Source organism: Ruegeria sp. A3M17, assembly GCF_003318255.1.
Classification (GTDB): Bacteria; Pseudomonadota; Alphaproteobacteria; order Rhodobacterales; family Rhodobacteraceae; genus Ruegeria.
Window position 1 is genome coordinate 112,450 of the sequence record NZ_QOCF01000014.1, and the last position, 25,977, is coordinate 138,426.

The following is a 25,977-nucleotide window of genomic DNA, read 5'->3' on the forward strand; positions in this document are numbered from 1 at the left end:
GGGGAACATCATGGAGTTTGAAGGAAAATCGGCGTTGGTCACGGGCGCTGCAGGGGGGATCGGAAACTCTCTGGTGCGCCGCCTACGTGCCGCCGGCGCGCAGGTTGCCGTTGCTGACCGCCTGACCGACGGGATCGAGGCCGAGGCCCATCTGCCCGGTGATCTGCTGGACCCGGTCTATGCCGACGCACTTCCGCAAAGGGCAGCAGATGCGCTGGGCGGGTTGGACATTTTGGTCAACAATGCGGGTGTCATTACGCGGGGTGCCGTCACCGAAACCTCGGATCAGGATTGGTCTCTGTCTCTGGGCGTGAACGTTGAAGCCCCCTTTCGCATTTGCCGCGCTGCGATCCCGATTATGGCTGCGAACGGAGGCGGGGCGATCGTAAACACCGCATCCTGCTGGGGCTTGCGCCCCGGTCCAAACCACGCTGTCTACTGCATGACCAAGGCCGCGATTGCCTCTCTGACCCAATGCATGGGGATGGACCACGCCCATCAGGGCATTCGCATCAACGCGGTTTGCCCGAACGAGGTGAACACGCCCATGTTGCGATCCGGTTTTGCCAAGCGTGGCTTCGACCCGGACACAGCTGTCGCTAAGCTGGGGCAGACTGTTCCCTTGGGGCACATTGCGGAACCCGAAGACATTGCTGATGTGATCCTGTTTTTGGCCTCGGATGCGTCGCGCTATATCTGCGGCGCGGTGCTTGAGGTGAATGGAGGCAAGCCAGTATCATGAACCGATTTGAAGGCAAAACCGCCCTTGTCACCGGCGGGCGCAGCGGGATCGGTCGGGCCATTGCTGAACGGTTGCGTCAGGACGGGGCACGGGTTTTTACCGCACAACGCGGGCAAGATCCCAGGTTCGAAGGGATCGAGGCGGATTTTGGTGATCCGAGCAGCCCGCAATCTGTGGTCAGTCAGGTCGTTGAGCGGGCAGGGCGTCTGGATATCCTCGTCAACAACGCGGGCATGATGCAGGAAGCCCTTGTCGAGGACATGAGCCTGGAGGATTGGCAGCGCAACCTGTTGGTCAACCTGACGGCCCCTTTTCTGCTGATCAAGGCGGCGCTGTCCCATCTGCGGCAGACGCAAGGGAACATCGTCAACATCGGCTCCATCGAAGGGTTGGGCAGTAATCCTGGCCATGCGGCCTATTGTGCTACCAAAGCCGGGTTGCACGGTTTGACCCGCGCCGTCGCCGTGGATCACGGGGCGGAGGGGGTCCGGTGCAACGCGGTGGCGCCCGGCTGGATCGACACTGAACTGAACATGGATATCATCGACGCGCAGCCTGACCCGGATGCTTTTCGCCGCGACATTGGCCGCATTCATCCCGTCGCCCGGACTGGCCGACCAGAGGAAGTCGCGGCAGTGGTGGCGTTTCTTGCATCTGAAGAGGCCAGCTTTGTCACCGGTCAGATCTACACCGTGGACGGCGGTCGCATGACCAAGCTCAGCCTGCCCTGACAGGTCATTCCTTTCCGGAACGCCACTCTTTCCAAATCAGATAGCTATTTGCACCCAAAGAGGCGAACGGCTCAGGCGGTAGGCGCGGCGGCATCGGTTGAGCCAGGAAATGATCCGCAATGTCCGATCCGCCCTGCGTGACCAACTCCGCAGCAGCCATGCCCTGCAACGTCCCCCGGGCAATTCCCAAGCCGTTCTGGCAACAGGCCGAGAAGACGCCCTTGTCCAACTCTCCGAATGCCGCTGATCCGTTTCGGCTAAGGCAAAGCATTCCGGCCCAACGATGCTCCATTCGTACATCGGGCAGATGCGGAAATCGTTCGCGGAACTTGCGGTCATGCACCCAGCCTGCATTGCGCAGGCGCATGGGGCTAGTTTCGATTGTTGGGTGAAAAGTTGAACAAGACCGGATCAGAATCCGGTCGCCATAGCTGCCCGAAACCCGCCGGACCGAGGTGCCCATCGGATCAGCCGGAGTGACCGACCAGCGGGATTGACCGCCCAATGTCGTGATCTGTTCAGGCGTCAAACGCTCGGTGATCGACGCGTAAAGGCATATGTGCATCAGTCGGCGTTCGTAAAAGCCAAAGCTTTCCAGATGGCCGTTATTGGCCAGAATGATCCGGCCCGTCGAAACCTGCGCTTCAGGTGTTTTCACCAGCCATCCCGCGCCTTGTTTTTCAAAGCAGGTAACGGGAGAGTTTTCGAACAGATCAACCTGTGACGACAGGTGAGAGGACAGAGCCCGAATGTAACCTGCGGGCTGGATCATCACTGTGCCGGGTGCATAAAGGCCCGAGGAATAGTGCGGACTGCCCGTGATCTCTTGCATCTGTTGGCGATCATAAATGGTGCTGGGCTCTCCCAACCGGTCCAGATGTGCGGCGAATTCGCGGTTGTGCCTGTCCCCGGCTCGTGTGGCGGCGGCGTTGAACTTACCGCAGGGGTCGAACATTTCCTGCGGCAGCTCGCATTCTTCAGCCACGTTCGTCGCAAATCTTATTGCGCGGCGGTTTAGGGCTATGGTTGCGCGGTCCGCTTCCAGTCCGCCTCCGGCGTAATTGTCCGAGGCCAGATCATGGGGCAGATCGATCATGAAGCCAGAATTGCGGCCAGCGGAACCTTCGGCAAAACGACCGGCCTCCAACAGGACGACCTTAAGCGCTGGGTCAAGCTGGCGCAACCGGCGCGCAGCGCTGAGCCCGGCAAACCCGCCGCCGACAATGGTGACGTCGGCTGAGATGTTTTGTTCCAGCCGGGGTAGCGATGTTTGGGGCGGCAGTATGGCGTTCCACCCCGCCGGCCCGTTCTGTCGTGGCAGCCGTTTTGCAGTATAGGCCGTCAATCGATCGCCTCGTCCGCGTCATCGGCCAGATCAATCCAGATGGTTTTCAACTGGGTGTACTGGTCGTGGGCGTGGACCGAATTATCGCGGCCACCAAAACCGGATTGTTTGTAGCCGCCGAAGGGGGTGGTGATATCGCCCTCGCCAAAGCTGTTCACCGTCACGGTTCCGGCGCGGATCGCCCGCGCGCCGCGGATGGCTCGCTTGGCGTTAGCCGTAAAGATCGAAGCACACAGGCCATAGTCAGTGTCATTGGCAATCTTGATGGCCTCGTCAAAGCCAGACACTTCGATCACCGACAGAACGGGGCCAAAAATCTCTTCGCGCGCCAGAGTGCTGTGATTGCCGGGCACTTCGACCACGGTCGCTTCGACAAAACCTTTGTTGGCATTGCCACCAATCACCACGTTTTCGGCTTGATCAAGGTAACTGCAAACCTTGTTGTAGTGGCCTTCGCTGACCAACGCACCCATTCGGGTTTCCGGGTCCAGCGGATCACCGATATTCCACTGCTTCGCGTGATGGGCGATCCGCTCCAGCAACTCAGCCTTTACGTCCTTGTGCACGATCAGACGGGACGAGGCGGAACAGTTCTCACCCATATTCCAGAACGCGCCATTCACGACATGGGCCGCCACGCGGTCAAGGTTCTCGGCGTCATCCATCACGATGGCCGGGTTCTTGCCGCCCATCTCCAACACAACCTCTTTGGCGTTGCTTTCCGCCGAATAGGACAGGAACCGTTTGCCAGTGACGGTCGAGCCGGTGAAAGAGACCATGTCGATCTCCATATGTCGACCGATGGGCTCGCCCACGTCAGCACCGTCACCCGGAACGATGTTCAGAACGCCGCGCGGCAGGCCCGCCTCCATCGCCAGTTCCGCGAGGCGCAGGGCGGTCAGCGTGGTTTCGGTTGCTGGTTTCACCACAACCGAGCAGCCCGCCGCCAAGGCAGGCCCGATCTTCCACGCCAGCATCAGCAGCGGGAAGTTCCACGGCAGCACCAACCCCACAACTCCGATGGGTTCGCGCACCACCATGGCGATGTGGTCGTCGCTGGCGGGCGAGACCTGATCATAGATTTTGTCGATCGCCTCGGCATGCCATTTCAGGCAGTGGATCGTTTCGGGGATATCCACGGTTTCGCAGTCATAGATGGTCTTGCCGCTGTCGATACTCTCCATCACTGCCAATTCACGGGCATTGCGGGTCATCAACTTGGCCAGTCGGATCAGTATGTCCTTGCGATCCGAGGGGTGCATCCTGGACCAGCGTCCATCGTCAAACGCCTCGCGCGCTTTTTCGACGGCAAAATCCACATCCGCCGCGTCGCAAGCGGCAATATCGGCCAGTTTCTCGCCTGTAGCGGGGTTCACCGTCTCAAAGGTCTTGCCAGAGACTGCCGGGCGGAAAGCGCCGTCGATGAAGGCCCCGGTGGGCAAGGTCAGGCCCGCAGCGATGGATTTGTATTCGTCCTGTGTCAGCAATTCCATGCCTTAGCCCTCCGCCACGATATCTGCGATTGTTTTCTTCAGCACGCGCGTCACCTGTTCCAATGCGCGTTTGTCATCCTTGTTCAGCCCCTTAAGCGGGGGCCGCATCGCGCCTGCGTTGATCCCGTTCATCGTGACGCCATGCTTGATCGTCTGGATGAATTTTCCACCCTGTTCCAGCACGCGCATCAACGGCATCATGGCGGACATGATGCGGCGGCCCTTGGCGAAGTTCCCTTCGACAACGCAGGCTTGATATAGTGCTACATGTTCGGCCGGCAGGAAGTTCGACCCACCGCAGACCCAGAACGGTGCGCCCCAGGCGAAGAATTCCAGCGCCTGATCATCCATGCCGCAGCCAAGCTGGATATGCGGGTAATCCCGCGCCAACAAGTGCACCCGGTTGATATCCCCCGAGCTTTCCTTGATGCCGCAGAAGTTTCGGCTGCGCCCCACGCGGTCAAGGAATTCTTCCCCCATCATCGTACCGGTGCGGTGCGGGTAGTTGTACAACATCACCGGCAAGTCAGCGGCCTTGTCGATGGCCAGCGCGTTTAGGGCGTTTTCCCGATCGGTCGGCACCGAATAGGGTGGGCTGGCCAGCAGAATCGCGTCTGCGCCAATCTCACGCGCGCCCGAGGCCAGCGCGATGGAATCCGGCGTCAGCATCGCGCCGGTTCCGACAACCAGAGGCACCCGGCCTTTCAACTGCTTATGCGTGAACGACGCCAGTTCCAGCCGTTCTTCGACGGTCTGGGCATAGTTCTCACCCGTTGACCCGCCCGAGATCAGCCCGTGCACACCATTCTCAATCAGGTGTTCGATCACGTGGGACAGGGCATCCCAGTTCACGCGGCCATCTTGGTGATAGGGCGTGACCACCGGGGTATAGATCCCCTCAAATCTGAAAATCGGGTTCATTCCGTCCTCATGCAGGTTTCGAAAGGGGCGGGATGCCCATCGGGACATCCAACGCGGCAGGCATCACGAACAGTTCGATTTGGTCGCGTGACAGGTTCCAGTGATCCTCGGCCAGCTGCGCAGCAGCCGCCTCATCGCCCGCCTCGATGGCGGCGATGATGGCGTCATGCTGGCGACTTGCTTCGGACAGGTTCTCGGTCTTGTGCACAGATTGGGGTCTATAGAAGGTCATCCCGATCCGGGCATGGTCGATCAGCAGCCGGTTGAACGAGGGCCGCAAGTAGACATTGCCTGACATCTCTCCGGTAACATCATGAAAGCGGTTATTGGCCAGCGCCCGATCTTCGGCGGATCCGGACTGCAACGCGGCCTTGAACGCCTGTTGCGCGTCTTTCAGGTCGTTGATCTGCGTCCGCGTGGCGTTCTGCGCGGCAAGTCGCAAAACTGCGCCATAGACCATGGGTGCAGCCAGAAAGAAGTCACGCAGGGTGGTATAAGACATCTCGGACACCCGGGCACTGCGGTTGGTGCGCAAGTCCAGATAGCCTTCGCCCGCCAGTTGCCGGAACACTTCGCGCAACGGTGTCCGGGACAGGCCGAAAGCGTCGGAAAGATGCGCCTCGTCCAGATCTGTGCCTGGTTGCAGGCGCAGCGTCAGGATCGACACCTTCAGGTGCTCCATCAACTCGGCCTTACGGGATTTGGCGTCGTCTTTCATCCGTTCCTCCAACAGTTGCTGCGCGAATCGTGCCGGCTATTTCGTTCATTCTCTGTATTCCAATAAAATACAAGTTGTATACGGAAAAGATTCGTGCAGCATAGCCGTCGACCACATCAAACTGAATCGGACGTCAATGCACCAAGCCCGTCACATCACGTTCATCCTGATCGAGGAATTCTCGCACCTCGCCTTTTCCTGCGCGGTCGAGCCGCTGCGCATTGCCAACCTCGTCAGCGGTCAAGATCTGTATGAGTGGTCTTTTGTGTCCGAACACAGCAAACAGGCCGTCTGTTCCAACGGGTCGGTGACTTTGGTTCATGGCGGTTTGGACGCGTTGCCAAAAACCGACCAGCTGTTCGTGCTGTCCGGTATTCATATGCGCAACCATGTCTCGCGCCCTTTGCTTGCAACCCTGCGGCGCGAACGGGCGCGCGGAACAGCCATCGGCGCCCTGTGTTCCGGCGCGTGGTTGCTGGCCGAGGCAGGATTTCTGGACGGGATGCAGGCCGCCATTCACTGGGAATACCATGATGCCTTTATGGAAGCCTTTCCCGAAGTGAACCTGGTGCGCAGTGTCTTTGTCGCCGATGAAAAATACATCACTGCCTCGGGTGGCACGGCGACCGCCGACCTGATGTTGCACCTGATTGAAAGGGACCACGGCGAAGAGCTGTCCATCGCGGTTGCTGACCAGATGGTCTACAACGCCGTGCGCAATGCTACGGCCAAACAGCGCGTGTCCCTTCAATCGCGCAACGGGATGCGTAACGCCCATCTCGCCAAGGCAATTCATATCATGCAGGATTGCATCGAGGCACCGGTTTCCCCATCTGATATTGCCGGGGATCTGGGAATTTCAACGCGCCAGTTGGAACGGTTGTTCGGCAAGTACCTGAACACTTCGCCCAAGAAGTACTTTATGGAGCTTCGGCTGGAGCGCGCCCAGAAGCTGCTATTGCAGACCGAAGCATCCGTGACCGAAGTGGCAATGGCCTGCGGGTTCGAAAATCCGGGACATTTTTCGCGCGTCTACCGGTCGAGTTTTGGTGTGACGCCACATGCCCAAAAGAACAAGATAGACTAAGTGATAAGGACGGGGGGAGCGTCTCTGCCCAAAGGCGAGCCAGGTTGGACAGGCGCTCACCCCCTGATCCTGCTTCGTACCCCCTCGTTAAAACTTTACTGGTAAACTGGTCAGCAGGATTGAGTATTCATACATATCGAAGTGGGCATAACTATTACAAGATCGTGTCAGATATGTGTGCTTTTTGTTTAAAACATTAACGTTTGCAGTGTTCACCAGTTGACCAAATGGCTCAAAACAGGCCAACTTATAGGGTGAAATGTATAGACAGACTCTGAAGTTGGCCAAAAAAGACGACAAATCGGGAAATTCTGACCGCAATTCCCATGCCGGCGATGCCGTCAGATTTTATATCTTCATCACAAATTGACGGTGGAGGATATCAATGCACTTGGAAATCGGTAAATCTGACTCCCGCTTCGCCAACTGCGCGGTTTCTCGTGCCAGTCGCGAGCGTCAGATTTGCGATGCGGCCAAATTGGCCGAAGCTGCCTTTTCCGAACTGACCGCTGTTGCGGACCGCGCGCCAAATATGGCGGCGTCCAAGGGGCAGGTTTTCCAGGTGTTCCGTTGGTATTTCTTGTCGGCTTATTGCACGCGACTACTGACCAACGCCGCTCATCGGCTAGAACGTCAGACTTTACAGGTCTCGATGGACGTGTTCAGCGCCGTTAGAATGGTCCTGCCGGACACTGAGGTTGAGGCATCCATGGCCCTGGCTCAGGGTGAAGTGACAACACCGGCCGCGGCGCGCATGAACAAGATCGGATGCCGTGGACATTCCGCGGGCTGGATCGCAGCAAAGCTGAATCAGCAAGGTCGGGACATCCCATCAGAGATCAAGAGCTCGCTTGCGGGCGCATTGTCGGCGTCGGAACGGCGCATTTGACGCGACCGGGGATCCCAGCACGGGCTGGGTAATTTCGACAAATAATAATTCAACGCACTGTCGGTTTCTCAATGTGAGAGTGGATCGACAAATTCAAGTTTATCCCGGCAAGTGGGGCTTACAAACGTCAAGTACCTCCCCCGTTTGAGGAAGGTTGCATTCATACTCCGCGAACAAGGCGTTGAGCTGAATGGTCCAAAGTAAACTCAATACGTCACGCGCAATTCGAACTACACCACCGGGGCTTGATGCATCCAATGCACATGTAAGTGGGTACAGGACTGCCACGCTCTCAATCAAGCAGCGGGCGCATTATTCAATGGAGATTGGATGGTGCTGCTGGAGAGAATTGAACTCAGGTGGGGGTGCTTCAGTGCGCTGATTTAATTACATAAAAATATCTTCGAAGCAATCTCTGTGTAGGAGTCCTGTGGGGGAATAGTAGTCTTAGTTGTGATTAAAAAGGCGACAGTGTGATTGTGGCGATTGTTAGAGGTTATTCTTCGTAAAGCTATTCGATAGCCGACATGAGCCCTTACCTGCCTTTCCCGCTCTATTTGACCGCTGCAATTGCATTCTTCGACTTTGGATCCATTGCTGACCTTCACGGCTTGATTAGCGAACTCACAGAACGCGGGGCACAACTGCCGTCCGCTGGCCCTGTTTGAATGCCAGCTTAGCGATGACGTTGCTCAGAAGCTGAGACGAGCGCTGGGTGACGGCCCAAGTCCGGCTCGTATTTCTCTGGATAAAAACCCTCCCCGGTTCCTGCTGCATAAATCTCCATAGCTTCGACCAAAGTGAAGAAAGTGTTCTTGTTTTCATGGATGAATTCACCTTCATGCAGATATATCGATGTGATACCCCAGTCATTGATCGGATTATTCTCGACGCGGCAGACCACTATCAGGCAGTCGCTATGGCGGTCTGAACATCCATCGACGAAATGGGATTTTCCATGTTCGTTGGCTGCAAATACCGCTCCGAATGAAAGCGCCCGATAGTATTCCATCAATGTTCGATCTTTCCCGGGCTTAGGGCAGCACGGAAACTCCGACGGTGTCCGCCAGTTCATTTGCGAGGCTCCCTCAGTTAGTGAAGGAATAATCTCGGGCAATTTGGGCTGTTCCTGTTGAGTGCGGTGATCAAACAGCCACTCTCCCAGTCCAGAGCCCGAGGGCGATTTCGAGCTTGCTGCCCAGTTTTCTAGTTTGCGCCTGCTCTCCGTAGCTTCTGATGCAGAGACTGCTCGCATCCAATCATATTGGCTCGGAAGCGGCTTATGCTTGGGCATCTCAGGATTAGAAAAGAAGTTTTCGACTGACCCATATGCCTCAATTACCCTCTTCAGAGTAATCGGGTTCAACAAGATGTTCTCAAGCCTCGTGATCCAGCGCAAGTTTTCCGGGCGATTGTTCATGCGATTGGTGTCGATATGATCGACAATATGTTGGCCGGTTGGAGGTTCCCCATGGAAAGCCATTGCGACGATCCGATGTACTTTGTGGCTCCCAAAATTTGCGTATCCTGAGTTGGTGTCCTTTGTGCCGAAGGTCCAGAAGTCGTCGAGTTTGCGCTGTCTTCCGCTGGGTCGTTTCCGACGGAGTATCGCGCCGTTGTCGCGAATATCATAAATGTCCCCTTTGAAAGTGCAGGTTCGGGTCTCATTGAAAGTGTTGACGAATAGGTTTGACATTTTTTCACCTTTGAATTGGACAGCCGAGAGCGCGACGCAGACGTGGCCTGCGCAGGTCTGGCATTGTTTTCGGGATTGCTTGATCAGCTTGTTTGAGGGGTCTCAGCAAATACCAGATTTATCGGAGTTGCAGGTCCGTTAACAACGTCTGTAGCCCATTGATAAACTTCGAAGGCTGCGCTTCTGTAAGGACCTACAAATCCACCTTTGGCCTTGCCGACCGAAGGCCAAACGTCGCCCACTGGCGAAGCCCGAAGCTGTTCATTAGTGCGGTATATGTAGAAAACTCTTTCACCGGCACGCACGTCTGCTTTCATCGCGTCAATGATGGTCTTGTAGTCCTTTAACAACTGGAACAATCCGACCTTGGTGTCTTGCGGGAAGGACTTACGGCCCGAAAGAATGTCCCGTGCGAACCGATCAGAGAACCCTCCGATTTCCGCTACGTCTCTCGCCGATAGTCCAAGGTACGAACACATTGTCGCATAAGCAGCGTCATGGCGATGCTGTCCATCCATCGTTTTCTCTCCTGAGTGGCGCGGCCCTTAGCCGTCTGCCAGTGAATGATTTTAGTTCCGAATTCGGAACAAGACCGGTTTAGTTCCGAATTCGGAACCTGTCAATAAAGTTTCGGTTAAAATTCACAGTGATGATTGAACCTATTACTTAGCCCATCATAGCCGCTCTTCTCCGTATAGGAACCGATTGCCCGCTTCGGGGCTCTCTGCCGTCATTCTCTGCGATGTGCCTCGACTGGAAGTATGAGCCCTGAGCCGCCGTTGCCGAGTGATCTGGTAGCTGCGGGTGCATTAGGCTGCTTACAGCACATTGCCGACCTTGGCCGTCCAAGTGCGCGTCTGTGGTCTGAGTGAAATGGCCAGGTGTCGGCTGCGAGCCCGGTGCTGTCGTCCGGCATTCTGAAAAGTCTGTATACAATGATCTCGATTTCACTTTTCCAAATAGTTAAGTAAACCTGTTTCCGTGTAGAGCATTAAACTGTTAGGATTCTGACTCTTTTATCTCGTCTGAAAGAGTTATCGACACCCAACCAAATCGGTTGCCGCAACACTTCTTCAAAGATGCAAACCATTGCATAATTAAGTACTTCACATAACTCAAAAATTGGATACCTTCGAGCTATCGAAAGATTTGCACAACAGACTTTGTGCTCAGAGGTTAGCTGGTAGGTTTCGTATGAGTAACATCAGTATGGTTTCGGCCACAGTCGACGGTGCTGATATCGGTTTCAGCGGCAGCGGTACCGCTGGTCTCGATATTTGGACGCTTGATGACCTAAATTTCAACGACTATGACGGGATCGTTACCGTTGTCGTGGATTTCGATTCTACCTTTGGAGCTACCGGCGAATCATTCGAGATCGTCTCCCCCGGAAATACCGCAGATTTTGGCGGGGGGCTATCGGTAGATCCGGACACGGGCGTATACACCTTCACTTTCGATGCATCGGAGCCGACTTTTGGAGACTCTGTTACATTCGTCGTTGCAGGAGAGGGTGACGAGGATTCAGTTGTCATCAACTTCATATGCTTTGCATCAAAAACGTTGATTGAGACGCCATCCGGACCACGTTCGGTAGAGTCGCTTGTGGTTGGCGATATGGTCATGACAAAGGAGCATGGCGCCAAGCCAATCCGGTGGATCGGCTCGAGGGTGCTCAGTCATCAGGACCTGAAAGAAAACCAGCATTTGCGGCCCGTACGTTTTCGCGCTGGTGCTCTAGGCGAGGAACAGCCCAGTAAGGATTTGACGGTTTCTCCACAGCACAGGATGTATTTGTCTAGTCCGGATACCCAGCTTCTCTTTGGCCTCGACCAAGCCTTAGCGCCGGCAAAGGGTTTAGTTGATGGGGGTGCAATCGATATCAGCGATGACCAAAGCGTCACCTATTACCACATTATGTTTGACCAGCATGAGGTTGTGTTGTCGAACGGGGCGTGGAGCGAAAGCTTCTTCCCTGGCGACACAGGGCACAACGCTTTGGATTATGCGGCGCAAGAAGAGCTCTATGAGCTTTTTCCGGAACTAGGCGAAATAGAAGGCAGTTGGACCACCACAATGCCAGCTCTTTCAGTGAATGAGACCAAGAGCCTTGTCGCTTTGAAAAGGCGTGTTTGATGGATGTAGTTGATATTCGGAAGCCGCCTTCGGAATTTCCAAGCCCTGAGAAGCAGAGGATCATGGGCGAGTTTCTGTTTCTCGCTATGCGCAGCAAACTCTACAAAGGCCTTCCGATCGTAAAGTTTCGCGAGGCATTCGAACCAGCAATTGACGCAAAGCAGTTTACTATTTTTCGCATCGGCGGCGTTCCTCGAGGATTGTTCACTTGGGCGCTTCTCACGGAGGAGGCGGAACGGCGGTTCGTAAATGGTGATGGCCTGCTTATTGACGAGTGGAGCGCGGGAGATCGGTTTTGGATCGTGGATCTGATAGCTCCCTATGGTGGGATAGGAACACTTATGTCTCAGTGGATTCGTAAGCCCGGTAATGTTCCAACTCGTGAGTTTAGCTTTCTAAGGATCGACCTTCAAAACAAGAAGCCAACTAAAATCGTGCGCGTGAATCACGATGCCCCCAAAGGGCAGCGAATTTGGGTTAAACCTTTTCAAGAGTGAGTATCCCCTTGTCGCGGCAAGGTTGGCTAGGCGGAATTGCAAACGGCAGCTTCGTCCGCTCAGCCGACCTTGATGCCGTCTGAACCGGCACGATATCCAACCGAAACCGTCAGATGACCGGTTTGAGCCCCTACCTGCCTTTCCCAAGCCACTTGATCTCTGCGTGTGCATGCGTCCGCTCTGCGGACGAAGCGGACGTCTCTTTGGCGCAACCGAACGACATCAGAAAAGCCCATAACTGACCTCCATGTTGATGGAGTTATCACTACAAGTTCCATATAATCTAACCTTTGAAGCTCGATACAGCCCCTTCATGGCGTTAAGCTACTTGCCAACGGCTTGGTGGCTCGGAGTTCAGTCCGCGCCACCAAGTCCCGTCCATTCTTAAACTAACTTCAAACCGCCTGCGCTACAGTTATGGCCAATTCGGTAGCCAAATCACGGGTGCGGGCCTCTGCAGTTATAACTGAAGCCCGGTGACGGTCGTCTTTGAACTCTTGGTATTCGATGGCGATGGTTTCGACATGCCCGGGCGCAACGCCGAAGTAATGCGCACAGGCCGCCAGACCAAGGTCAAGCGCGTTGAGGTGAGCCCTTACACCGCCCTGACCAAAACCAAATTCGCCGCGCGCTGACAGCACCACCAGTCGCTTTCCAGATAGGATAGGCTCGATCGGCGTATCCCCGCGTGCAAGATCAAAGGAAAAGGTCTTGCCGATCCGTGCCACTTGGTCAATCCAGCCTTTCAAAGCGGTAGGTATCCCGTAATTGTACATCGGCGCTCCCATGACTAGGATTTCCGCGGCTTCCACTTCCTCGATCAGTTCGTCGGACAGCGCTAGGCGCTCGTTCATCCACGCCTCACGCTCTTCGAGTGGGGTAAAAGCGGCTTGAATGAATTCTTGGTCAATAGCGGGAATGGGGTTTAGCCCTACATCCCGGGTGATCACGTGCGATTCCGGTGCGTTTGCCAGAAATGTATCGGTGAATATCCCGGTCAGGTTTCGTGTAAGAGAGCGTTCTTCAAGCTGGGCGCTTGCGTCAATTCGCAACAGAGTAGGCATTGGCAGTCTCCTAAGTTTTTTCACTACACGCTTTGCCTACCAAGCGGCTTATTCTCTGGCGAAGGCGGATTTTTCAGGTTATGGATGAATGAGATTCATCTAGGTGCAATCCGAACGGAAAGGATGGAAGCGATGCGGCGCTTGCCACCACTCCACGCGCTGCGTGCCTTTGAAGCCGCCGCCCGGCATCTTCATTTTGCCCGTGCCGCAGAAGAGCTTCACCTAACGCCGACCGCGATCAGCCACCAGATCCGCCAACTTGAAGAGATTTTGGAAGTAAAGCTCTTTCACCGCTATCCTCGACCAATCCGCCTTTCGGCGGAAGGCGAGTCATTATACCCAGTGCTGTGCGAGAGTTTCGACCGTATGGCCCAAGCCATCTCAGGCCTTTCTCAGTTGGATCAAGACCGCCCCTTGACGGTTTCCGTAACTGTGGCATTCGCGAGCTTCTGGCTCATGAAACGCCTGCCCGCATTGCAAAGTCAAACAGGGTTGAACCTTAAAATCGAAGCTGACAACCGGCCGGTGGACCTGTCCGGAAGCGATGTCGATTTCGCTGTTCGATATGCAGTACATGCGGGCACGGAAAATCAATGGTTGCCACTATTTAACGACAGTTTGATTCCGCTCTGCGCGCCGGAGGTGCTGCGTCGGCATCAGGTCAAAGAAAATGCCGACGTTCTTCGTCTGCCATTGATTCAGTACCGCTGGAATTGCGGCGGAGAAGTGCCTCCCAATTGGCAACGCTGGTCACAGGCAGCCGGGCTCACAGACGAGGTGCCAGAGGTCACACAGCATTTCTCCGAAGAAATTAATGCCATCGACGCGGCACTTGCAGGTCAGGGCGTGGTACTAGCTTCCAGCGTTTTGGCCGCCTCCGCAGTCGCAGCCGGGCACCTAGTGCGCCTGTCTGAAACGGAATTGCCAGGCAGAACGTTTTGGGCTGTGTGCCTTAGCGAGCAGCCGCGTTCTTGTGAAGTGGAGCGTTTCGCTACATGGGCACGTTCTTGCAACTAAAATTGCCGGGACGTTAGCTTTCAAAGAACTAGCCAAACTGAACAAATTGCTTTCTACACTGTTCCGTTTTACCAAGTTAGCGGTTTGAATGGCAGCAACCCTTGCTATTGCAGTTGTTCGTGTCTGGTGGAGCATCGGACAATCTGGGCTCGCTGCTGACATTCCCTGCGACGTGCTGGAGCTGGCACGTTGAGCCCATTGCCGCCTTTGCCGTGCAACTGGGCTGCTGCGGGTGCATTCGTCTGCTAGCAGCACTTTGCCGACCTTGACCCCTTTGTGCCCGTCAATTGTCTGAACGAAATATCCGAATGTCTTCTTTGAGCCCAAAGCAGACATGCTACGGTGCCGATGTTTGCAGATGCAGCAACCTAGTTGACCAATTCATTAGCAGCGACGCAGCGAGAAAAGCGGACATTGGGTCTGCCCGCAGGGTAGTTCGATGGGGCTAGGACCGAGTCGCGGACGTAGCGCCACTTGGTTGCGACAGCGCCAACGTTCTCTATCAGGCTCCAGTCCAAACTCTAACGTCGCAAAACAACCGAGACAGCGTTGCAAACCTGACTGGTTACAGGTCAGTACAAATAAACGTCATTAGCCGACATCTCGTAGCCGACCTCAACACGGGACCCGCCGTCTGACAATCCCACGTCTTGAACCGAAAATTCGGCGTTCATCTTCCCCTCTATCCACACAGGTGTGAACAAACCTGAAACCTCAATTCCATCAGGGTAGGTAACATGTACCATTTGGTTTGCCGGAGGCGGCGGTGTGTGAATGCAAGCGCCAGCATAAGGTACGAGTAGGAAGGATGTCACTTTTTGTCCTTCAAATTCCAGCGGTATAACGTAGCCCGGTATGCGAACCTCCTTACCGATGACGTTTGGATTTACAGCGGCGGCTTGGGCCCGACGCTCCTCAATGACAATCTCACGTTGTTTGAAAAGCCATTCTACATCAAGGCCTTCGTCCAACAGCTTGTTGCGAAGGTTTTCGGCTTGCTCCGCCGTTATGTAACTTGTGGATTTGTCTTTGGCTGCCTCAAACCGAGCTATCATTCTGAGCGCATCCAGTTGTTCGGGTGCTAATTCAACAAAAGGGTCTTCTATGGCTGGCTGCGGCGGTGCAAGTTCTTCCCAGTTGATTGCCGAGCGCTCCGCTGCCGCAGACATGCCCGCAGTCATAAAAGCAAGAGCACATACAAGTAAATGTGGGTTTGCCAGCGCCATTTGCATTGCTCCTAACAGTGTATCTCTCGCATTTAAGCGGAAGAAAAATCCCACATATTCGACATAAACAACCTAGACCAGTAACATAGGCGAAAACAACACCAACCAGGAACCGCTTTCCTTTTCTGCCAACAACAGAGCTTTGCAAATATTTTTAACGAATATCGCATCAGAAACAGAATAACGGGCATTCGTTCTCATCCCAGCATTTAGCAAAATGGACCTGTCACGCTTTGGTGCCGCCCTAAGTGCTCGTTTAAGCCACCTTTCGTTCTAAAGCGTCCGCAACATCTCCGTCCTCGCTTTGCATGAGAATTCCATGCCGGAAAGCAGGAGAAAAAGCGGACGTTGGTGCAATCTCAGGCAAACTCGACTGGGCCGATGATCTAGTTGCGGTCATTCGCATCAATCAGTTAAACTGACGTTTCCAGACACAAGCCAAACCTTGAGGCGCTCAGAGGAATGCCTCAAGGAAAGCTACTGTTTCCAACTGTACCCGTTACTCCAGTTCGCTCTTGTAAACTTCGCCACCTTTCATGATGAGGTCAATCGCCTCTTCGTGATTGCGCAGGATTGAAATGTCTTCCAGCGGGTTGCCATCGATCAAAAGCACATCTGCGTGCGCCCCTTCTTCAATCTTGCCAACAACGCCTGGGTAGGGGCTGCGGTCGCCGGATAGCTGTAGTAGTTCGCCAGAGAGCGAGGTTGCCTGTGCAAGAACCTCAGCGGGAGTGAACCATTTCGTCCGCTCAACGAACTCGCGGTTTTGATCAGCACAGGCTTCGGGGTTGACCACAACGTCGGTGCCAAAAGCTATCTTCAGATCGTATTTTTTGGCCAATTCGAACATCTGGTCCAAACCGGCTTCGACCTTCTTACCCTTGGCCAGCCGCACTGGCCCGAGATCAGGTGAGAAGGTCAGGTAGACTACGACCTGCGGGCTGAGCCAGACATCGTTATCGGACATCAATTGGGCTATTTCATCGGTAATGAGATTGCCATGCTCGATAGAACGCACACCGGCTTCGACCGCCTGTTTGATACCGTCTGGGGTGTACACATGGGCGGCGACATAGGTGCCAAACCCCTCAGCAACTTCGACGGCAGCTTCAATTTCCTCTTTGATAAACTGGCGACCGTCAATTGGGTCGAATTCAGTGCCGACACCACCAGCTAAATGCATCTTGATCTGACTTGCACCGCGTTTCAGGTTTTCACGTGTGGCGACAAGCACTTCATCGCGCCCGTTCACAATGCGGCTATAGCCAAGCCGTTCGAGGTTGTTTTCCGGCCCGCCGAATTCGCGTGGTTCCATGTAACGTGGGTTTGCATCGCCGTGACCTCCGAACTGTGAAATCGCGCGCAGGCTTGGCCAGACACGGGGGCCTGCGATTTCGCCACGATCAGCAGCCAGCTTTGCGCCCCACGAAGCACCGCCCACATCGCGAAGGCTGGTGAAGCCGCGCATCAGCGCCTCTTCAGCGGCTTGGGCTGCCTTTATCCCGATATAATCGAGATCTGGCGCAGCAGATCCAGCCATATCCATGATAGGCACATTGCACAGGCTGAGGTGATAGTGAACGTCAATGAAACCGGGCGTCATGGTGCGTCCTGCAGCGTCAATGACTTGGGCCCCTTCCGGGGCGACCAGTCCTGCACCAACTTCCGAAATCATGCCGTCTTCAATCAGGATATCCTGCCCGTCGATTAGATCAGGCCCGACGCCGTCGAAAATCCGAGCACCGGTGATCAGTGTTGCTGAAGCGGAACTGTCCTGCGCAAGGACAGCCGATCCTGCGAGAATTGAGCTTGCAAGCAAAGCAAGTATCATGCCTTGGCGTTTCATATTTGGGTCTCCTTTAAAAATGTCAGATATCGTGTTTGAGGTTGATCGGTTAACCCAGTCGAGTATGAAATTCCTCGACCCAATGTCTTTTGAAACGGCGGCGCAAACAAGAGCCTTACAATTGGACAAGTGGAAATGGGCATCGAAAATTCCAGACCTATTCTTTGAAAAGCTTTAGAGCGGCGATAACATTGAGGACTGTGCCAAAGAAGTTGATGGCGACGGCAATCCCCCATGCTGCCAAAGAGGCGTATTCGGCAAGGCCGCCATCTATGTAGCGGGTAATATTTCCGATGACGCCACCAAAGCCGAACAGAACGAGAGCGGGCACCATCGCTATGCGATACCATCCGATCCTCCCGGTGCGCGGTAAAAAGAGGGCGGCACAATAGGCCAAGAACATAAGGATGGATGGCCCTATGGCTGCCGCACTCAGCGGTTCGCCGATCATTTGCTCGCAGATCGCGCTGGTCGCGAGGTAGGTGAGCGACGCGACCGCGAAAACCGCCTGAAGCTTGACAAGAAGGGATAGATTAATCATTTTTTAGTCCGCTCACTCGCCGCCTGTCGGCTATTCCAACTCGTTCTTGTAGATCACGCCATCCTTCATGATCACCTGAAGGTTTTGGGGATCAGTAACCAAACCAAGGTCATCGAGTGGGTTACCACCGACCAGCAAAATGTCCGCATAGGCACCTTCAGCTAAAACGCCAAGATCACCGTCCTGATAGGGGTTTCTCGGTCCACTGAGTTTTAGAAGTTCACCGACGTTGCTAGTGGCCATCTTGAGGATTTCGTAGGGCGAAAACCATTTCTCCAACCGCTCCAGCTGTTTGGTTGCTCCTGCTAAACCAGTCTCCGGATTAAGAAATGTATCCGTGCCGTGTGCAACCTTCAGCTCGGGAATTTCCTTCATCCATTCATATATTTGCCCAGTGCCCTTGCAAACGATAGCCTGTTTTGCGTTTTGCGCCGCGTCAAGGTTCGGCTCAGAACACAGAGTAAACGGTTGGAAACTAAGCCAGATACCTTCTGCTGCCATTCGTTCAATAGTGGGACGGTCCAGGAGCTGGCCATGTTCAATCACCTTCACACCTGCATCGATAGCAATGTTGATTGCGCGAGGCGTATAGCCGTGAACGGTAACGTACGTACCCCAGTTCTCAGCGGCGTCGACTGCTGCTTTGATCTCGTCATAGGAATACTGGGTGGTGTCTATCGGATCAAATGCTGAGGATACACCGCCGCCAATTGCAAGCTTGAGCTGCGTCGCGCCAAGGCGAAGGTTTTCGCGTGCTGCCGCTGCCACACGGTCCGGGCCATCCACCATCCACACGTGGAAGTTTGACCAGAAAGGTACGTCATCTGTGAGAGATGGATTTGCGGTTCCGCGCGGACGAAAATCGAAATGGCCGCCGGTCTGGGTGATGAATGCGCCAGAGGGGAAAACACGGGGACCTGGAATCAAGCCTTCCTCAATCGCGCGTTTCACTGTGAAAGTTTCCCCTCCCATATCACGGATGGTTGTGATGCCTTGATCTAGAAGCTGTTTCGCCGCCACAGTGGAACGAATAGTGAGGTAACCCGGAAACTCGTTCAGAATATCCGGTACACCGATATTGCCTATGGCGAGGTGAGCGTGGCTGTCGATGATACCAGGCATCAGAGTGCCACCTTCGCCATCAAGTATCGTCGCGCCGCTTGCCTCAATCGGTTCGGTTGAAATCGTCTTGATCAAGTTGCCCTCGATCAAAACACTCGCATTTTCAATTAGCGCTTCGTTGACGCCATCGAAAACATCGACATTGATGAAAAGAGTCTGGTCCTGTGCGAACGCAGGCGCTGTTGCGAATAGAAGAGCGATAGTGGCAATAAAATATTTCAAAGCAACTACTTTTCTGGCGAGAGAGTCGGTTTTGACGACAGTTGTTGGGTACAACTCAGTCCAACGTGTTCTTATAAATTTTGCCATCTTTCATGATCAGATCGAAATTCTTATGCGGGTCCGCGATCAGGTCGATGTTTTCCAGCGGGTTGCCGTCAACAAGGATCAGGTCGGCATAAGCGCCTTCTGCGATCACGCCTAGGCCGCCTTGTTGATAGGGGTGGCGCGGGCCGGATAACTCAAGCAGTTCTGCGTTGGTCGAGGTCGCCATTTTCAGCACCTCATAAGGCGTATACCAGCGTTGCAACTTGGCAAGGAATGCGCCCTGACGTTCGGCCAGCTTGGGGTCGAACAGAATATCGGTGCCAAAGGCCACCTTGACCCCGACTTCTTTGGCCGTGGTGTAGGTGAAGTCCGTGCCGTTCGTGACGTCGATCCATTTCTGCTGGCTGATGGGATCGTCAAAGGAAAAACCATCTTCGTCGTCTAGCAAAGGTTGCACCGACAACCACACGTCATTGTCGCGCATGAGCTCCATCGTTTCACGGCTCATAAGGAAGCCGTGCTCGATGGACTTAACACCAGCTGCGACGGCAATTTCGACCGCCTCATCCGTGAAAACATGAGAGGCGACATAAGTGTTGTATGTGTCGGCAACCTCCACAAAGGCTTCGATCTCGGCTTTGGTGTATTGACGCACATCTAGCGGATCATAAGTTGATGAAACCCCGCCGCCGGTAGAAATCTTAAGCTGGGTCGCACCCATGCGCATGATCTCACGGGCCCGTTTGGTCACTTCGGGCACACCATCAGCCTGTGCCATCAGACCGACACTGTACCAGTACCATTGCGAGTCCCCGGAATTACTCGGCACCGCTTGGTAAGGGCGATAGTCAAAATGCCCGCCAGTCTGAGTTACAGGCGGGCCCGACGGCAGGATACGAGGGCCTTTGATCTCGCCGGCGTCTATCATCCGTTTGATCGCAAATGAATTGCCACCGACATCGCGCACGGATGTAAAGCCACGCATCAATGTACCTTCGGACCCGATGGCCCCCCGTACCGCAACTTCAAGAATATCGCCGGTCGCAATAACACTTTGGGGATTGCAGCAGTAAAGCGTGTGCCAATGCGCGTCGATCAGGCCGGGCATCAACGTGCGCCCACCTCCGTCAATGACAACACGGTTGGTGGCTGAGAGGGGCTCGGAGGACACTTTCGCAATCAGATTATCCGTGACAACAACATTCGCATTTTCAATCAGCTCCTCATTCACTCCGTCAAACACATTGACGTTTGTTATCAGGATTTGCGTCCCGTCTTGAGAGATCGCTTGCGAACAAACAAAGGCAATGGCAATCGATGAAAGTGATACTTTTGCGGGAAAATACATTTGCGCTCCTTATGATTTTCAAACATTAAGCCGCCCCAGATTGGATGCAAGTTTTAAGTGCAACAGTTGAACTGAAGGCCGCGATGACGTTTCTTCTTGGAATTGCTTCAAACTAAACGTGCACGCGATGTTGGCGAGGCAATCAAAGTTGTAGGAGTACCACCCGCAAACCCAAGGCAAGATCGAGCGATGGCACCAGACCCTGAAGAACCGCATTCTGCTGGAAAGTTACTTCCTACCGGGCGATCTCGAAAGGGAAATCGAAGCTTTCGTCGAACATTACAATCATCAACATTTCCACGAGATCCTGAACAACGTTACACCGGCAGACGTCTACTTCGGCGGTGATAAAACCATTCTACAACGACGGAAAGGATCAAACGAAAGACACTCGAAACGCGCCGCTTGCATCACCGCCAGCGCGCCGCATAATGCAAACAACCAGATGAGCCAAACGCTCTCTTAGTTTAAGCCGCCACCGGTGCCAAAAGCCCTGACGACGGACAATGGAAGGGGATAACGAATGTTGAAAGTTCTAACCTATTTTGGAGTCGTTGCCGCATTTTGCTGCACAGCAGCATTTGCGAATGAGAACGCATTGGGCACTGCTGAGTTCGGTGGTATTGTTGTTCCCGCACGTGAAGCGGAGGTCACGCCAATTGTCAGCGCTTGGCTGAAGTCTATCACCTTCGAGCCTGGGCAGATCGTCACGAAGGGTGATGTTCTTTTTGAGTTCCACACGGCACCAGCTGACTATCGTCTGCAGCTTGCGCAGGGGCAACTGTCAGTCGCAGAAGCAAAGTTGCTGCAAGCCGAAGCTGAGTTGAAGCGGACCAAAACACTGAAATCCAAAGATGTGATTTCGGAATCTGCCGTCGAGATTGCGGAGGCAGCCCGTGGCATTGCCGCAGGGAACGTGGAGCAGGCCAAGGCCACTGTAGGATTGGCGGGGCTCGGCGTCATGCAGATGACGCAAAAGGCACCGATCACCGGAGTTATCAGCGCACCAATGGTAAAGGAGAACGGCTGGCAGGATGTCACGCTTTCTGGAGGCGATGGTATTACGATGGCCATTATCACTCAACTCGACCCAATACAGGTTATCGGGAAGGTCCCCTATGCTGTCTATGCCAACAGGCAAAAGCTTCTGAAATCGGATGAGGCGATCAGCGAAGCGCTTGTGCTGTCGCTCGTTCTTCCTGACGGCGAACTATACCCGCATGAGGGTCGGTTGGTATCCGGTGGATACAAGTTCGACGAAGTAACACAGACCCTAGAGGTCTGGGGAGAGTTCCCAAATCCCGACCTGTTTCTCCGGCCGGGGCTGAAGGTGACAATCAGATCACGCGCAGCGAATAACTGACTGGCGACCGCGACAGACCTCGACCTCTGCTTGATTAGCTGAGCTGACGATGGCTTTTGCCTTGGGGTTGTACTGTCCGGCATGCCGGATTCGGGCGGATTTGATCACACCCAGAGCATACGTTGCGAGAAGTTCGTTAATGCGGTCAATAAAACTCACCATATTGGATGCCTGAATGTCTGCTCCTTAGGGATCCGTGACGCTGTTTGCTCCTGCAGCGAAAGTCGGCTCTCCGCCCTTAGTGCCAAATGCTGCGCTCGCGAACCTTGAGATTTCGCGGTTGCGGCGAACGGCTGGAAGGTCCGCTCAGCCGACCTTGATGCCGTCTGAACCGGCACGATATCCAACCGAAACCGTCAGATGACCGGTTTGAGCCCTTACCTGCCTTTCCCAAGCTACTTGATCTCTGTGCGTGCATGCGTCCGGTAAGCGGACGACGCCGACATCGCGCGGGTTCTAGAAAACTTCAGGCGGTTTCAGACCTTTCTCGTCACGCAAGTAGTCGCACCAGTCAGCAATGTCCTTAGGTTTTATCCGAGTGACATCCTCATGACCCAAATATGCGACCAGAGCGTCCTTCTTCTGAGCGAAGTCATCGACCGTTGCGGCTGCCTTTCCGTTGCTCAAGTGGTCTTTCTTCCACCGTTCAAAAAGGCTGGTGAGGGTGGGGCCTTCGGTTGCCGCTTTCGGCGTGGCCGTGGGTTCCCACTCAGGGAAACGCATAGCCTGAGGGTCCGGGGTGAAGTCGCCTTCGGCCCGCTTCAATTGCTGACTAGCTGCCTGCGTCCAAGACCTATGGACTTCGCGTAGCAAACGAGTGCGCGTCGGTTCGTCTACAGCAATTCCTTCTTCTGCCAATATCTCGTCAGTGGCATCTCCATACCATTTTTCTAACCCGCCCTCAGCAGCCTCCGCCTGTTGGCTCAGTTCCAAAACGCGGTGCCAAATCTCAGGCTCTCCCGGTTCATTTTCCAATACTTCCATAAGGCGGAAATACACGCGCGCCGAAAGTGCGACGATCTTTTTTAATGGGAGGGATTCAGGCTTTGCCCGAAGGGACGCCCACCGCTTCTGAATTTTGGCGTACTCCGCCGCAAATCGCTCCTTGGCGTCTGCCGGGTCTCTGGTTCGGAGTGACTTTGACACCTCAGCGCGACCGACGAATCCCTTAAGGTCCGCCGGAACGCGCACCCTGACGTAGTAGATTCCGCTCTTTTTGTCTTTGACTGGTGTAGGCATGGTTAGGGTCACTGTGTAGGACTCCTGTGTAGGAGTCTGCAAGCGCAAGCCGTTGGTTTGGTGTAAGTTTTTGAATGATATGAGAAAATCATGGTGCTGCTGGAGAGAATTGAACTCTCGACCTCTCCCTTACCAAGGGAGTGCTCTACCTCTGAGCTACAGCAGCGCTGTGGGCGGGTGATTAGACTCAAACGAAACGCGGCGCAAGGGTGTCTGGACGGTTTTTTTCGTCTCCTGTAGAGAAAGACAATGGCAGACAAAAATTCACCTAAAAAAGACGGTAAATCCGGGGACGCGCGCGAAGAACGGCTTAAGGCCGCGCTTAAGGCGAATATGGCGCGGCGCAAGGCGCAAGCCAAGGCGCGAGCGGCATCCGAGGACAAGACCGGCAAGGACGAGGGATAAGAGCAGATGGATTCGATTTTGGTAACGGGCAACGGGCCGCTGAACGGTCAGATACCGATTGCGGGGGCCAAGAACGCATGCCTGACGCTGATGCCCGCAACGTTGCTCAGCGACGAACCGCTGACGCTGACCAATGCGCCGCGGCTGAGTGACATCAAGACAATGACTGCGCTTTTGCAATCGCTCGGGGCAGAAGTGTCTTCGCTGCAGGACGGGCAGGTGCTAGCGATGTCCAGCCATGACCTGACCAGTCAGACAGCGGATTATGAGATCGTGCGCAAGATGCGGGCATCCAATCTGGTGCTGGGTCCTTTGCTGGCGCGTTTTGGACAGGCTGTTGTGTCGTTGCCGGGGGGCTGTGCCATCGGTGCGCGGCCGATGGACCTGCATATCGAAGGTCTTGAGGCGCTGGGCGCCGAGATCGAGCTTAAAGACGGTTACTTGCACGCCAAAGCCCCCGGTGGGCTGAAAGGTGCAGTGCATGAGATGCGCTTTGCCTCGGTGGGCGCGACCGAGAACATCGTTATGGCCGCCACGCTGGCCAAAGGCACGACCGTTCTTAAGAACGCCGCACGTGAGCCGGAGATTGTTGACCTGGTTGAGTGCCTACGCAAGATGGGCGCGCAGATTTCGGGCGAGGGGACCTCGACCATCGAGATTCAGGGCGTTGATCGCCTGCACGGTGCGACGCATCAGGTGGTAACTGACCGGATTGAACTGGGCACCTATATGTTGGCCCCTGCGATGTGCGGTGGTGAGGTTGAGTTGTTGGGTGGTCGGATGGCTTTGGTCGAATCTTTTGCGGCCAAGCTGGATGCGGCGGGAGTGCATGTCGAAGAAACCCCAAATGGCCTGAAGGTTGCCCGTAAGAACGGTCGTGTTAAGGCTGTGGATGTGGTGACCGAACCGTTCCCCGGTTTCCCGACAGATTTGCAGGCGCAAATGATGGCGCTGATGTGCACGGCCGAAGGTACCTCGGTTCTGGAAGAACGTATCTTTGAGAACCGCTTTATGCATGCGCCGGAATTGGTGCGCATGGGCGCGAATATCGAAGTGCATGGCGGTACGGCGACCGTGACCGGGGTTGAACGCCTGAAGGGCGCGCCGGTAATGGCGACGGATTTGCGGGCCTCAGTCTCGTTGATTCTGGCCGGAATGGCGGCTGAAGGGGAAACGACAGTCAGTCGGGTCTATCATCTGGACCGCGGATATGAACATGTGGTGCGTAAGCTGGAAGGCGTAGGCGCAAAGATTGAACGGATCAAAGGCCAATGACAGATGCAAGTTTCGAAGACGGACGCGAAGCCCCACTGAATCTGGGGGCCGAGGACGCCGATGACCTTCAGGTGATTTCGACCCTGGCGCAGGATGCGATTTTCCCAATCACCGAGATGACATGGCGGCCCTCTGAGCGTCGCTTTGGCCTATTGCTGAACCGGTTCCGGTGGGAAGACAAGGATGCTGCCGCCCGCCGCGACCGCCCGTTTGAACGGGTGCAGTCAGTTCTGGTTTTCGATTCAGTGCTATCTGTGGCGAGCCAGGGGGTCGAACGCGGCGACAAGGAAATGGTGATGTCCCTGCTGTCGATTGATTTCGAAGCGGGCGAAGACGGCGCGGGGCAGATCATGCTGACACTGGCGGGCGACGGTTCGATCCGCTTGTCGGTCGAGGCGCTGGATGTCACCCTCAAGGACGTGACCCGACCGTATCAGGCCCCATCCGGCCAGGCACCGCACCATCCGGAATAAGCGCGGCATAGCGCAGGCTTTCACCGGACCCCCACAGGGTCTGGTGCTGCGCCGTGCGACCGTTTTCGACGTGTTCGATCTGAGCCGTGTTCTGGTCCGGTCAATTACCGACCTTTGCACGGCGGACCATCAGGATGATCCTGAGGTGATCGCACAATGGGTCGCAAACAAGGATCCGGCGACGATCAGGGGTTGGATCAGGAACGGCGCACAGATCTGGCTTGCCGAGAACAACGGGCAGCCTGCGGCAGTCGGTGGGCTGACCGAAGCCGGAGAAATCACGCTATTGTATATCGATCCCGATCAAACCGGCTGCGGTATTGGCGGGGTTTTGTTGAAGACGCTTGAGCAGGAACTCATTGCCCTTGGCTGTGCCGAAGGACGGCTTGAGGCCACCCGAACGGCACAGGGTTTCTATGCACGGCACGGCTGGGAAGCCACCGGAGGGTGCAGTCAGCGCAATGACTTGTCCTGTCTGAGTATGTGCAAATCGTTGCATCTACAGGACTGAGGGTTGAGGCTGGTCCATCTGGGCG

General features: G+C 55.0%; 25 protein-coding genes, 1 tRNA gene and 1 pseudogene. 13 read left to right on the forward strand and 14 right to left on the reverse strand.

The genetic code is table 11. The features are described from left to right. Nucleotides 1–10: 10 nt before the first annotated feature. A complete protein-coding gene (locus tag DS906_RS07985) occupies nt 11–742 on the forward strand; it encodes an SDR family NAD(P)-dependent oxidoreductase (RefSeq protein WP_199528510.1) in 732 nt (243 codons plus the stop codon). Beyond that, on the forward strand, nt 739–1,473 hold the full coding sequence (locus tag DS906_RS07990; protein WP_113789679.1) for an SDR family NAD(P)-dependent oxidoreductase: 735 nt from the start codon (nt 739–741) through the stop codon (nt 1,471–1,473). The genes DS906_RS07985 and DS906_RS07990 overlap by 4 nt, the downstream gene beginning before the upstream one ends. A gap of 4 nt (nt 1,474–1,477) precedes the next feature. On the opposite strand, the gene DS906_RS07995 is transcribed toward DS906_RS07990, so the two are convergent. From DS906_RS07995 to DS906_RS08010, 4 genes are read right to left on the reverse strand one after another with little or no spacing between them, the layout of a single operon-like run. Beyond that, a complete protein-coding gene (locus DS906_RS07995; RefSeq protein WP_113789680.1) occupies nt 1,478–2,818 on the reverse strand; it encodes an FAD-binding oxidoreductase in 1,341 nt (446 codons plus the stop codon). Continuing rightward, a complete protein-coding gene (locus DS906_RS08000) occupies nt 2,815–4,311 on the reverse strand; it encodes an aldehyde dehydrogenase (protein WP_113789681.1) in 1,497 nt (498 codons plus the stop codon). The genes DS906_RS07995 and DS906_RS08000 overlap by 4 nt, the downstream gene beginning before the upstream one ends. Before the next feature lie 3 nt (nt 4,312–4,314). Further along, nucleotides 4,315–5,232, reverse strand: coding sequence for a dihydrodipicolinate synthase family protein (locus tag DS906_RS08005; RefSeq protein WP_113789682.1), 918 nt, complete (start codon nt 5,230–5,232; stop codon nt 4,315–4,317). Nucleotides 5,233–5,239: 7 nt separating this feature from the next. After that, the gene (locus tag DS906_RS08010) at nt 5,240–5,950 is read right to left on the reverse strand and encodes a GntR family transcriptional regulator (RefSeq protein WP_113789683.1); all 711 of its coding nucleotides are present in this window, start codon (nt 5,948–5,950) and stop codon (nt 5,240–5,242) included. Between the two features lie 136 nt (nt 5,951–6,086). Between DS906_RS08010 and DS906_RS08015 the strand changes: the two genes are divergently transcribed. Together DS906_RS08015 and DS906_RS08020 are read left to right on the forward strand one after the other, a co-directional pair. After that, nucleotides 6,087–7,037 carry a GlxA family transcriptional regulator gene (locus DS906_RS08015; protein ID WP_113789684.1) on the forward strand — a complete coding sequence of 317 codons (951 nt, stop codon included), beginning with the start codon at nt 6,087–6,089 and terminating at the stop codon, nt 7,035–7,037. A gap of 385 nt (nt 7,038–7,422) precedes the next feature. Continuing rightward, a complete protein-coding gene (locus DS906_RS08020) occupies nt 7,423–7,926 on the forward strand; it encodes a hypothetical protein (RefSeq protein ID WP_113789685.1) in 504 nt (167 codons plus the stop codon). A gap of 676 nt (nt 7,927–8,602) precedes the next feature. On the opposite strand, the gene DS906_RS08025 is transcribed toward DS906_RS08020, so the two are convergent. After that, entirely contained in the window at nt 8,603–9,622 is a 1,020-nt protein-coding gene (locus DS906_RS08025; RefSeq protein ID WP_113789686.1) for an HNH endonuclease signature motif containing protein, read from the reverse strand. An 83-nt stretch (nt 9,623–9,705) separates the two neighbouring features. After that, nucleotides 9,706–10,140: a hypothetical protein gene (locus DS906_RS08030; RefSeq protein ID WP_113789687.1), complete on the reverse strand. Its 435-nt coding sequence runs from the start codon at nt 10,138–10,140 to the stop codon at nt 9,706–9,708. 676 nt (nt 10,141–10,816) lie between these two features. Here DS906_RS08030 and DS906_RS08035 point away from each other — a divergent pair. Together DS906_RS08035 and DS906_RS08040 are read left to right on the forward strand one after the other, a co-directional pair. Continuing rightward, a complete protein-coding gene (locus DS906_RS08035; protein ID WP_113789688.1) occupies nt 10,817–11,758 on the forward strand; it encodes a Hint domain-containing protein in 942 nt (313 codons plus the stop codon). After that, nucleotides 11,758–12,255: a toxin-activating lysine-acyltransferase gene (locus DS906_RS08040; protein ID WP_113789689.1), complete on the forward strand. Its 498-nt coding sequence runs from the start codon at nt 11,758–11,760 to the stop codon at nt 12,253–12,255. The genes DS906_RS08035 and DS906_RS08040 overlap by 1 nt, the downstream gene beginning before the upstream one ends. 395 nt (nt 12,256–12,650) lie before the next feature. Here the strand turns inward: DS906_RS08040 and DS906_RS08045 are convergent, their stop codons facing one another. Beyond that, on the reverse strand, nt 12,651–13,319 hold the full coding sequence (locus tag DS906_RS08045) for an FMN-dependent NADH-azoreductase (RefSeq protein WP_113789690.1): 669 nt from the start codon (nt 13,317–13,319) through the stop codon (nt 12,651–12,653). Nucleotides 13,320–13,403: 84 nt separating this feature from the next. Here DS906_RS08045 and DS906_RS08050 point away from each other — a divergent pair, with 84 nt between their 5' ends. Beyond that, nucleotides 13,404–14,336, forward strand: coding sequence for a LysR substrate-binding domain-containing protein (locus DS906_RS08050; RefSeq protein WP_233494728.1), 933 nt, complete (start codon nt 13,404–13,406; stop codon nt 14,334–14,336). Nucleotides 14,337–14,908: 572 nt separating this feature from the next. Here DS906_RS08050 and DS906_RS08055 read toward each other — a convergent pair. The 5 genes from DS906_RS08055 to DS906_RS08075 form a co-directional block, all read right to left on the reverse strand. After that, nucleotides 14,909–15,562, reverse strand: a complete 654-nt coding sequence (locus DS906_RS08055; protein WP_113789691.1) for a DUF3299 domain-containing protein — start codon at nt 15,560–15,562, stop codon at nt 14,909–14,911. A gap of 499 nt (nt 15,563–16,061) precedes the next feature. Next, nucleotides 16,062–17,408, reverse strand: a complete 1,347-nt coding sequence (locus DS906_RS08060) for an amidohydrolase family protein (protein WP_113789692.1) — start codon at nt 17,406–17,408, stop codon at nt 16,062–16,064. Nucleotides 17,409–17,565: 157 nt separating this feature from the next. Then, a complete protein-coding gene (locus tag DS906_RS08065; protein WP_113789693.1) occupies nt 17,566–17,949 on the reverse strand; it encodes a hypothetical protein in 384 nt (127 codons plus the stop codon). A 30-nt stretch (nt 17,950–17,979) separates the two neighbouring features. Continuing rightward, a complete protein-coding gene (locus DS906_RS08070) occupies nt 17,980–19,380 on the reverse strand; it encodes an amidohydrolase family protein (RefSeq protein WP_113789694.1) in 1,401 nt (466 codons plus the stop codon). After that, nucleotides 19,349–20,686: an amidohydrolase family protein gene (locus tag DS906_RS08075; protein WP_113789695.1), complete on the reverse strand. Its 1,338-nt coding sequence runs from the start codon at nt 20,684–20,686 to the stop codon at nt 19,349–19,351. Before DS906_RS08075 ends, DS906_RS08070 begins: the two co-directional genes overlap by 32 nt. 160 nt (nt 20,687–20,846) lie before the next feature. Between DS906_RS08075 and DS906_RS08080 the strand changes: the two are divergent. After that, nucleotides 20,847–21,118 (forward strand): annotated as a pseudogene (locus DS906_RS08080) (integrase core domain-containing protein); the annotation flags it as partial. A 91-nt stretch (nt 21,119–21,209) separates the two neighbouring features. Then, nucleotides 21,210–22,049 carry an efflux RND transporter periplasmic adaptor subunit gene (locus tag DS906_RS08085; RefSeq protein ID WP_113789696.1) on the forward strand — a complete coding sequence of 280 codons (840 nt, stop codon included), beginning with the start codon at nt 21,210–21,212 and terminating at the stop codon, nt 22,047–22,049. 456 nt (nt 22,050–22,505) lie between these two features. Here DS906_RS08085 and DS906_RS08090 read toward each other — a convergent pair whose 3' ends face one another. Both DS906_RS08090 and DS906_RS08095 read right to left on the reverse strand, forming a co-directional pair. Further along, nucleotides 22,506–23,300, reverse strand: a complete 795-nt coding sequence (locus tag DS906_RS08090) for a DUF6538 domain-containing protein (RefSeq protein WP_147235208.1) — start codon at nt 23,298–23,300, stop codon at nt 22,506–22,508. A gap of 79 nt (nt 23,301–23,379) precedes the next feature. Beyond that, nucleotides 23,380–23,454: transfer RNA gene (locus DS906_RS08095), tRNA-Thr, on the reverse strand. Between the two features lie 83 nt (nt 23,455–23,537). Between DS906_RS08095 and DS906_RS22280 the strand changes: the two genes are divergently transcribed. The 4 genes from DS906_RS22280 to DS906_RS08110 are packed head-to-tail and all read left to right on the forward strand — an operon-like array spanning nt 23,538 to nt 25,952. Next, nucleotides 23,538–23,693: a hypothetical protein gene (locus DS906_RS22280; protein ID WP_199520031.1), complete on the forward strand. Its 156-nt coding sequence runs from the start codon at nt 23,538–23,540 to the stop codon at nt 23,691–23,693. Between the two features lie 6 nt (nt 23,694–23,699). Then, nucleotides 23,700–24,968 carry a UDP-N-acetylglucosamine 1-carboxyvinyltransferase gene (gene murA / locus DS906_RS08100; protein ID WP_113789698.1) on the forward strand — a complete coding sequence of 423 codons (1,269 nt, stop codon included), beginning with the start codon at nt 23,700–23,702 and terminating at the stop codon, nt 24,966–24,968. Then, on the forward strand, nt 24,965–25,441 hold the full coding sequence (locus DS906_RS08105) for a DUF2948 family protein (protein ID WP_113789699.1): 477 nt from the start codon (nt 24,965–24,967) through the stop codon (nt 25,439–25,441). The genes murA and DS906_RS08105 overlap by 4 nt, the downstream gene beginning before the upstream one ends. Before the next feature lie 43 nt (nt 25,442–25,484). Next, a complete protein-coding gene (locus DS906_RS08110; RefSeq protein ID WP_158541300.1) occupies nt 25,485–25,952 on the forward strand; it encodes a GNAT family N-acetyltransferase in 468 nt (155 codons plus the stop codon). Nucleotides 25,953–25,977 lie beyond the last annotated feature (25 nt).

Excerpts from the sequence above, each read along its gene's own strand:
- DS906_RS08000 (WP_113789681.1), bottom strand. The coding sequence starts at position 4,311 with ATGGAATTGCTGACACAGGACGAATACAAATCCATCGCTGCGGGCCTG.
- DS906_RS08030 (WP_113789687.1), bottom strand. The coding sequence starts at position 10,140 with ATGGATGGACAGCATCGCCATGACGCTGCTTATGCGACAATGTGTTCG.
- DS906_RS22280 (WP_199520031.1), top strand. The coding sequence starts at position 23,538 with ATGGCAGACAAAAATTCACCTAAAAAAGACGGTAAATCCGGGGACGCG.
- DS906_RS08060 (WP_113789692.1), bottom strand. The coding sequence starts at position 17,408 with ATGAAACGCCAAGGCATGATACTTGCTTTGCTTGCAAGCTCAATTCTC.
- DS906_RS08065 (WP_113789693.1), bottom strand. The coding sequence starts at position 17,949 with ATGATTAATCTATCCCTTCTTGTCAAGCTTCAGGCGGTTTTCGCGGTC.
- DS906_RS08010 (WP_113789683.1), bottom strand. The coding sequence starts at position 5,950 with ATGAAAGACGACGCCAAATCCCGTAAGGCCGAGTTGATGGAGCACCTG.
- DS906_RS08025 (WP_113789686.1), bottom strand. The coding sequence starts at position 9,622 with ATGTCAAACCTATTCGTCAACACTTTCAATGAGACCCGAACCTGCACT.
- DS906_RS07990 (WP_113789679.1), top strand. The coding sequence starts at position 739 with ATGAACCGATTTGAAGGCAAAACCGCCCTTGTCACCGGCGGGCGCAGC.
- DS906_RS08035 (WP_113789688.1), top strand. The coding sequence starts at position 10,817 with ATGAGTAACATCAGTATGGTTTCGGCCACAGTCGACGGTGCTGATATC.
- DS906_RS08085 (WP_113789696.1), top strand. The coding sequence starts at position 21,210 with ATGTTGAAAGTTCTAACCTATTTTGGAGTCGTTGCCGCATTTTGCTGC.
- DS906_RS08075 (WP_113789695.1), bottom strand. The coding sequence starts at position 20,686 with ATGTATTTTCCCGCAAAAGTATCACTTTCATCGATTGCCATTGCCTTT.
- DS906_RS08070 (WP_113789694.1), bottom strand. The coding sequence starts at position 19,380 with ATGGCAAAATTTATAAGAACACGTTGGACTGAGTTGTACCCAACAACT.
- DS906_RS08040 (WP_113789689.1), top strand. The coding sequence starts at position 11,758 with ATGGATGTAGTTGATATTCGGAAGCCGCCTTCGGAATTTCCAAGCCCT.
- DS906_RS08020 (WP_113789685.1), top strand. The coding sequence starts at position 7,423 with ATGCACTTGGAAATCGGTAAATCTGACTCCCGCTTCGCCAACTGCGCG.
- DS906_RS08105 (WP_113789699.1), top strand. The coding sequence starts at position 24,965 with ATGACAGATGCAAGTTTCGAAGACGGACGCGAAGCCCCACTGAATCTG.
- DS906_RS08005 (WP_113789682.1), bottom strand. The coding sequence starts at position 5,232 with ATGAACCCGATTTTCAGATTTGAGGGGATCTATACCCCGGTGGTCACG.
- murA (WP_113789698.1), top strand. The coding sequence starts at position 23,700 with ATGGATTCGATTTTGGTAACGGGCAACGGGCCGCTGAACGGTCAGATA.
- DS906_RS08045 (WP_113789690.1), bottom strand. The coding sequence starts at position 13,319 with ATGCCTACTCTGTTGCGAATTGACGCAAGCGCCCAGCTTGAAGAACGC.
- DS906_RS08055 (WP_113789691.1), bottom strand. The coding sequence starts at position 15,562 with ATGGCGCTGGCAAACCCACATTTACTTGTATGTGCTCTTGCTTTTATG.
- DS906_RS08050 (WP_233494728.1), top strand. The coding sequence starts at position 13,404 with ATGAATGAGATTCATCTAGGTGCAATCCGAACGGAAAGGATGGAAGCG.
- DS906_RS07985 (WP_199528510.1), top strand. The coding sequence starts at position 11 with ATGGAGTTTGAAGGAAAATCGGCGTTGGTCACGGGCGCTGCAGGGGGG.
- DS906_RS08015 (WP_113789684.1), top strand. The coding sequence starts at position 6,087 with ATGCACCAAGCCCGTCACATCACGTTCATCCTGATCGAGGAATTCTCG.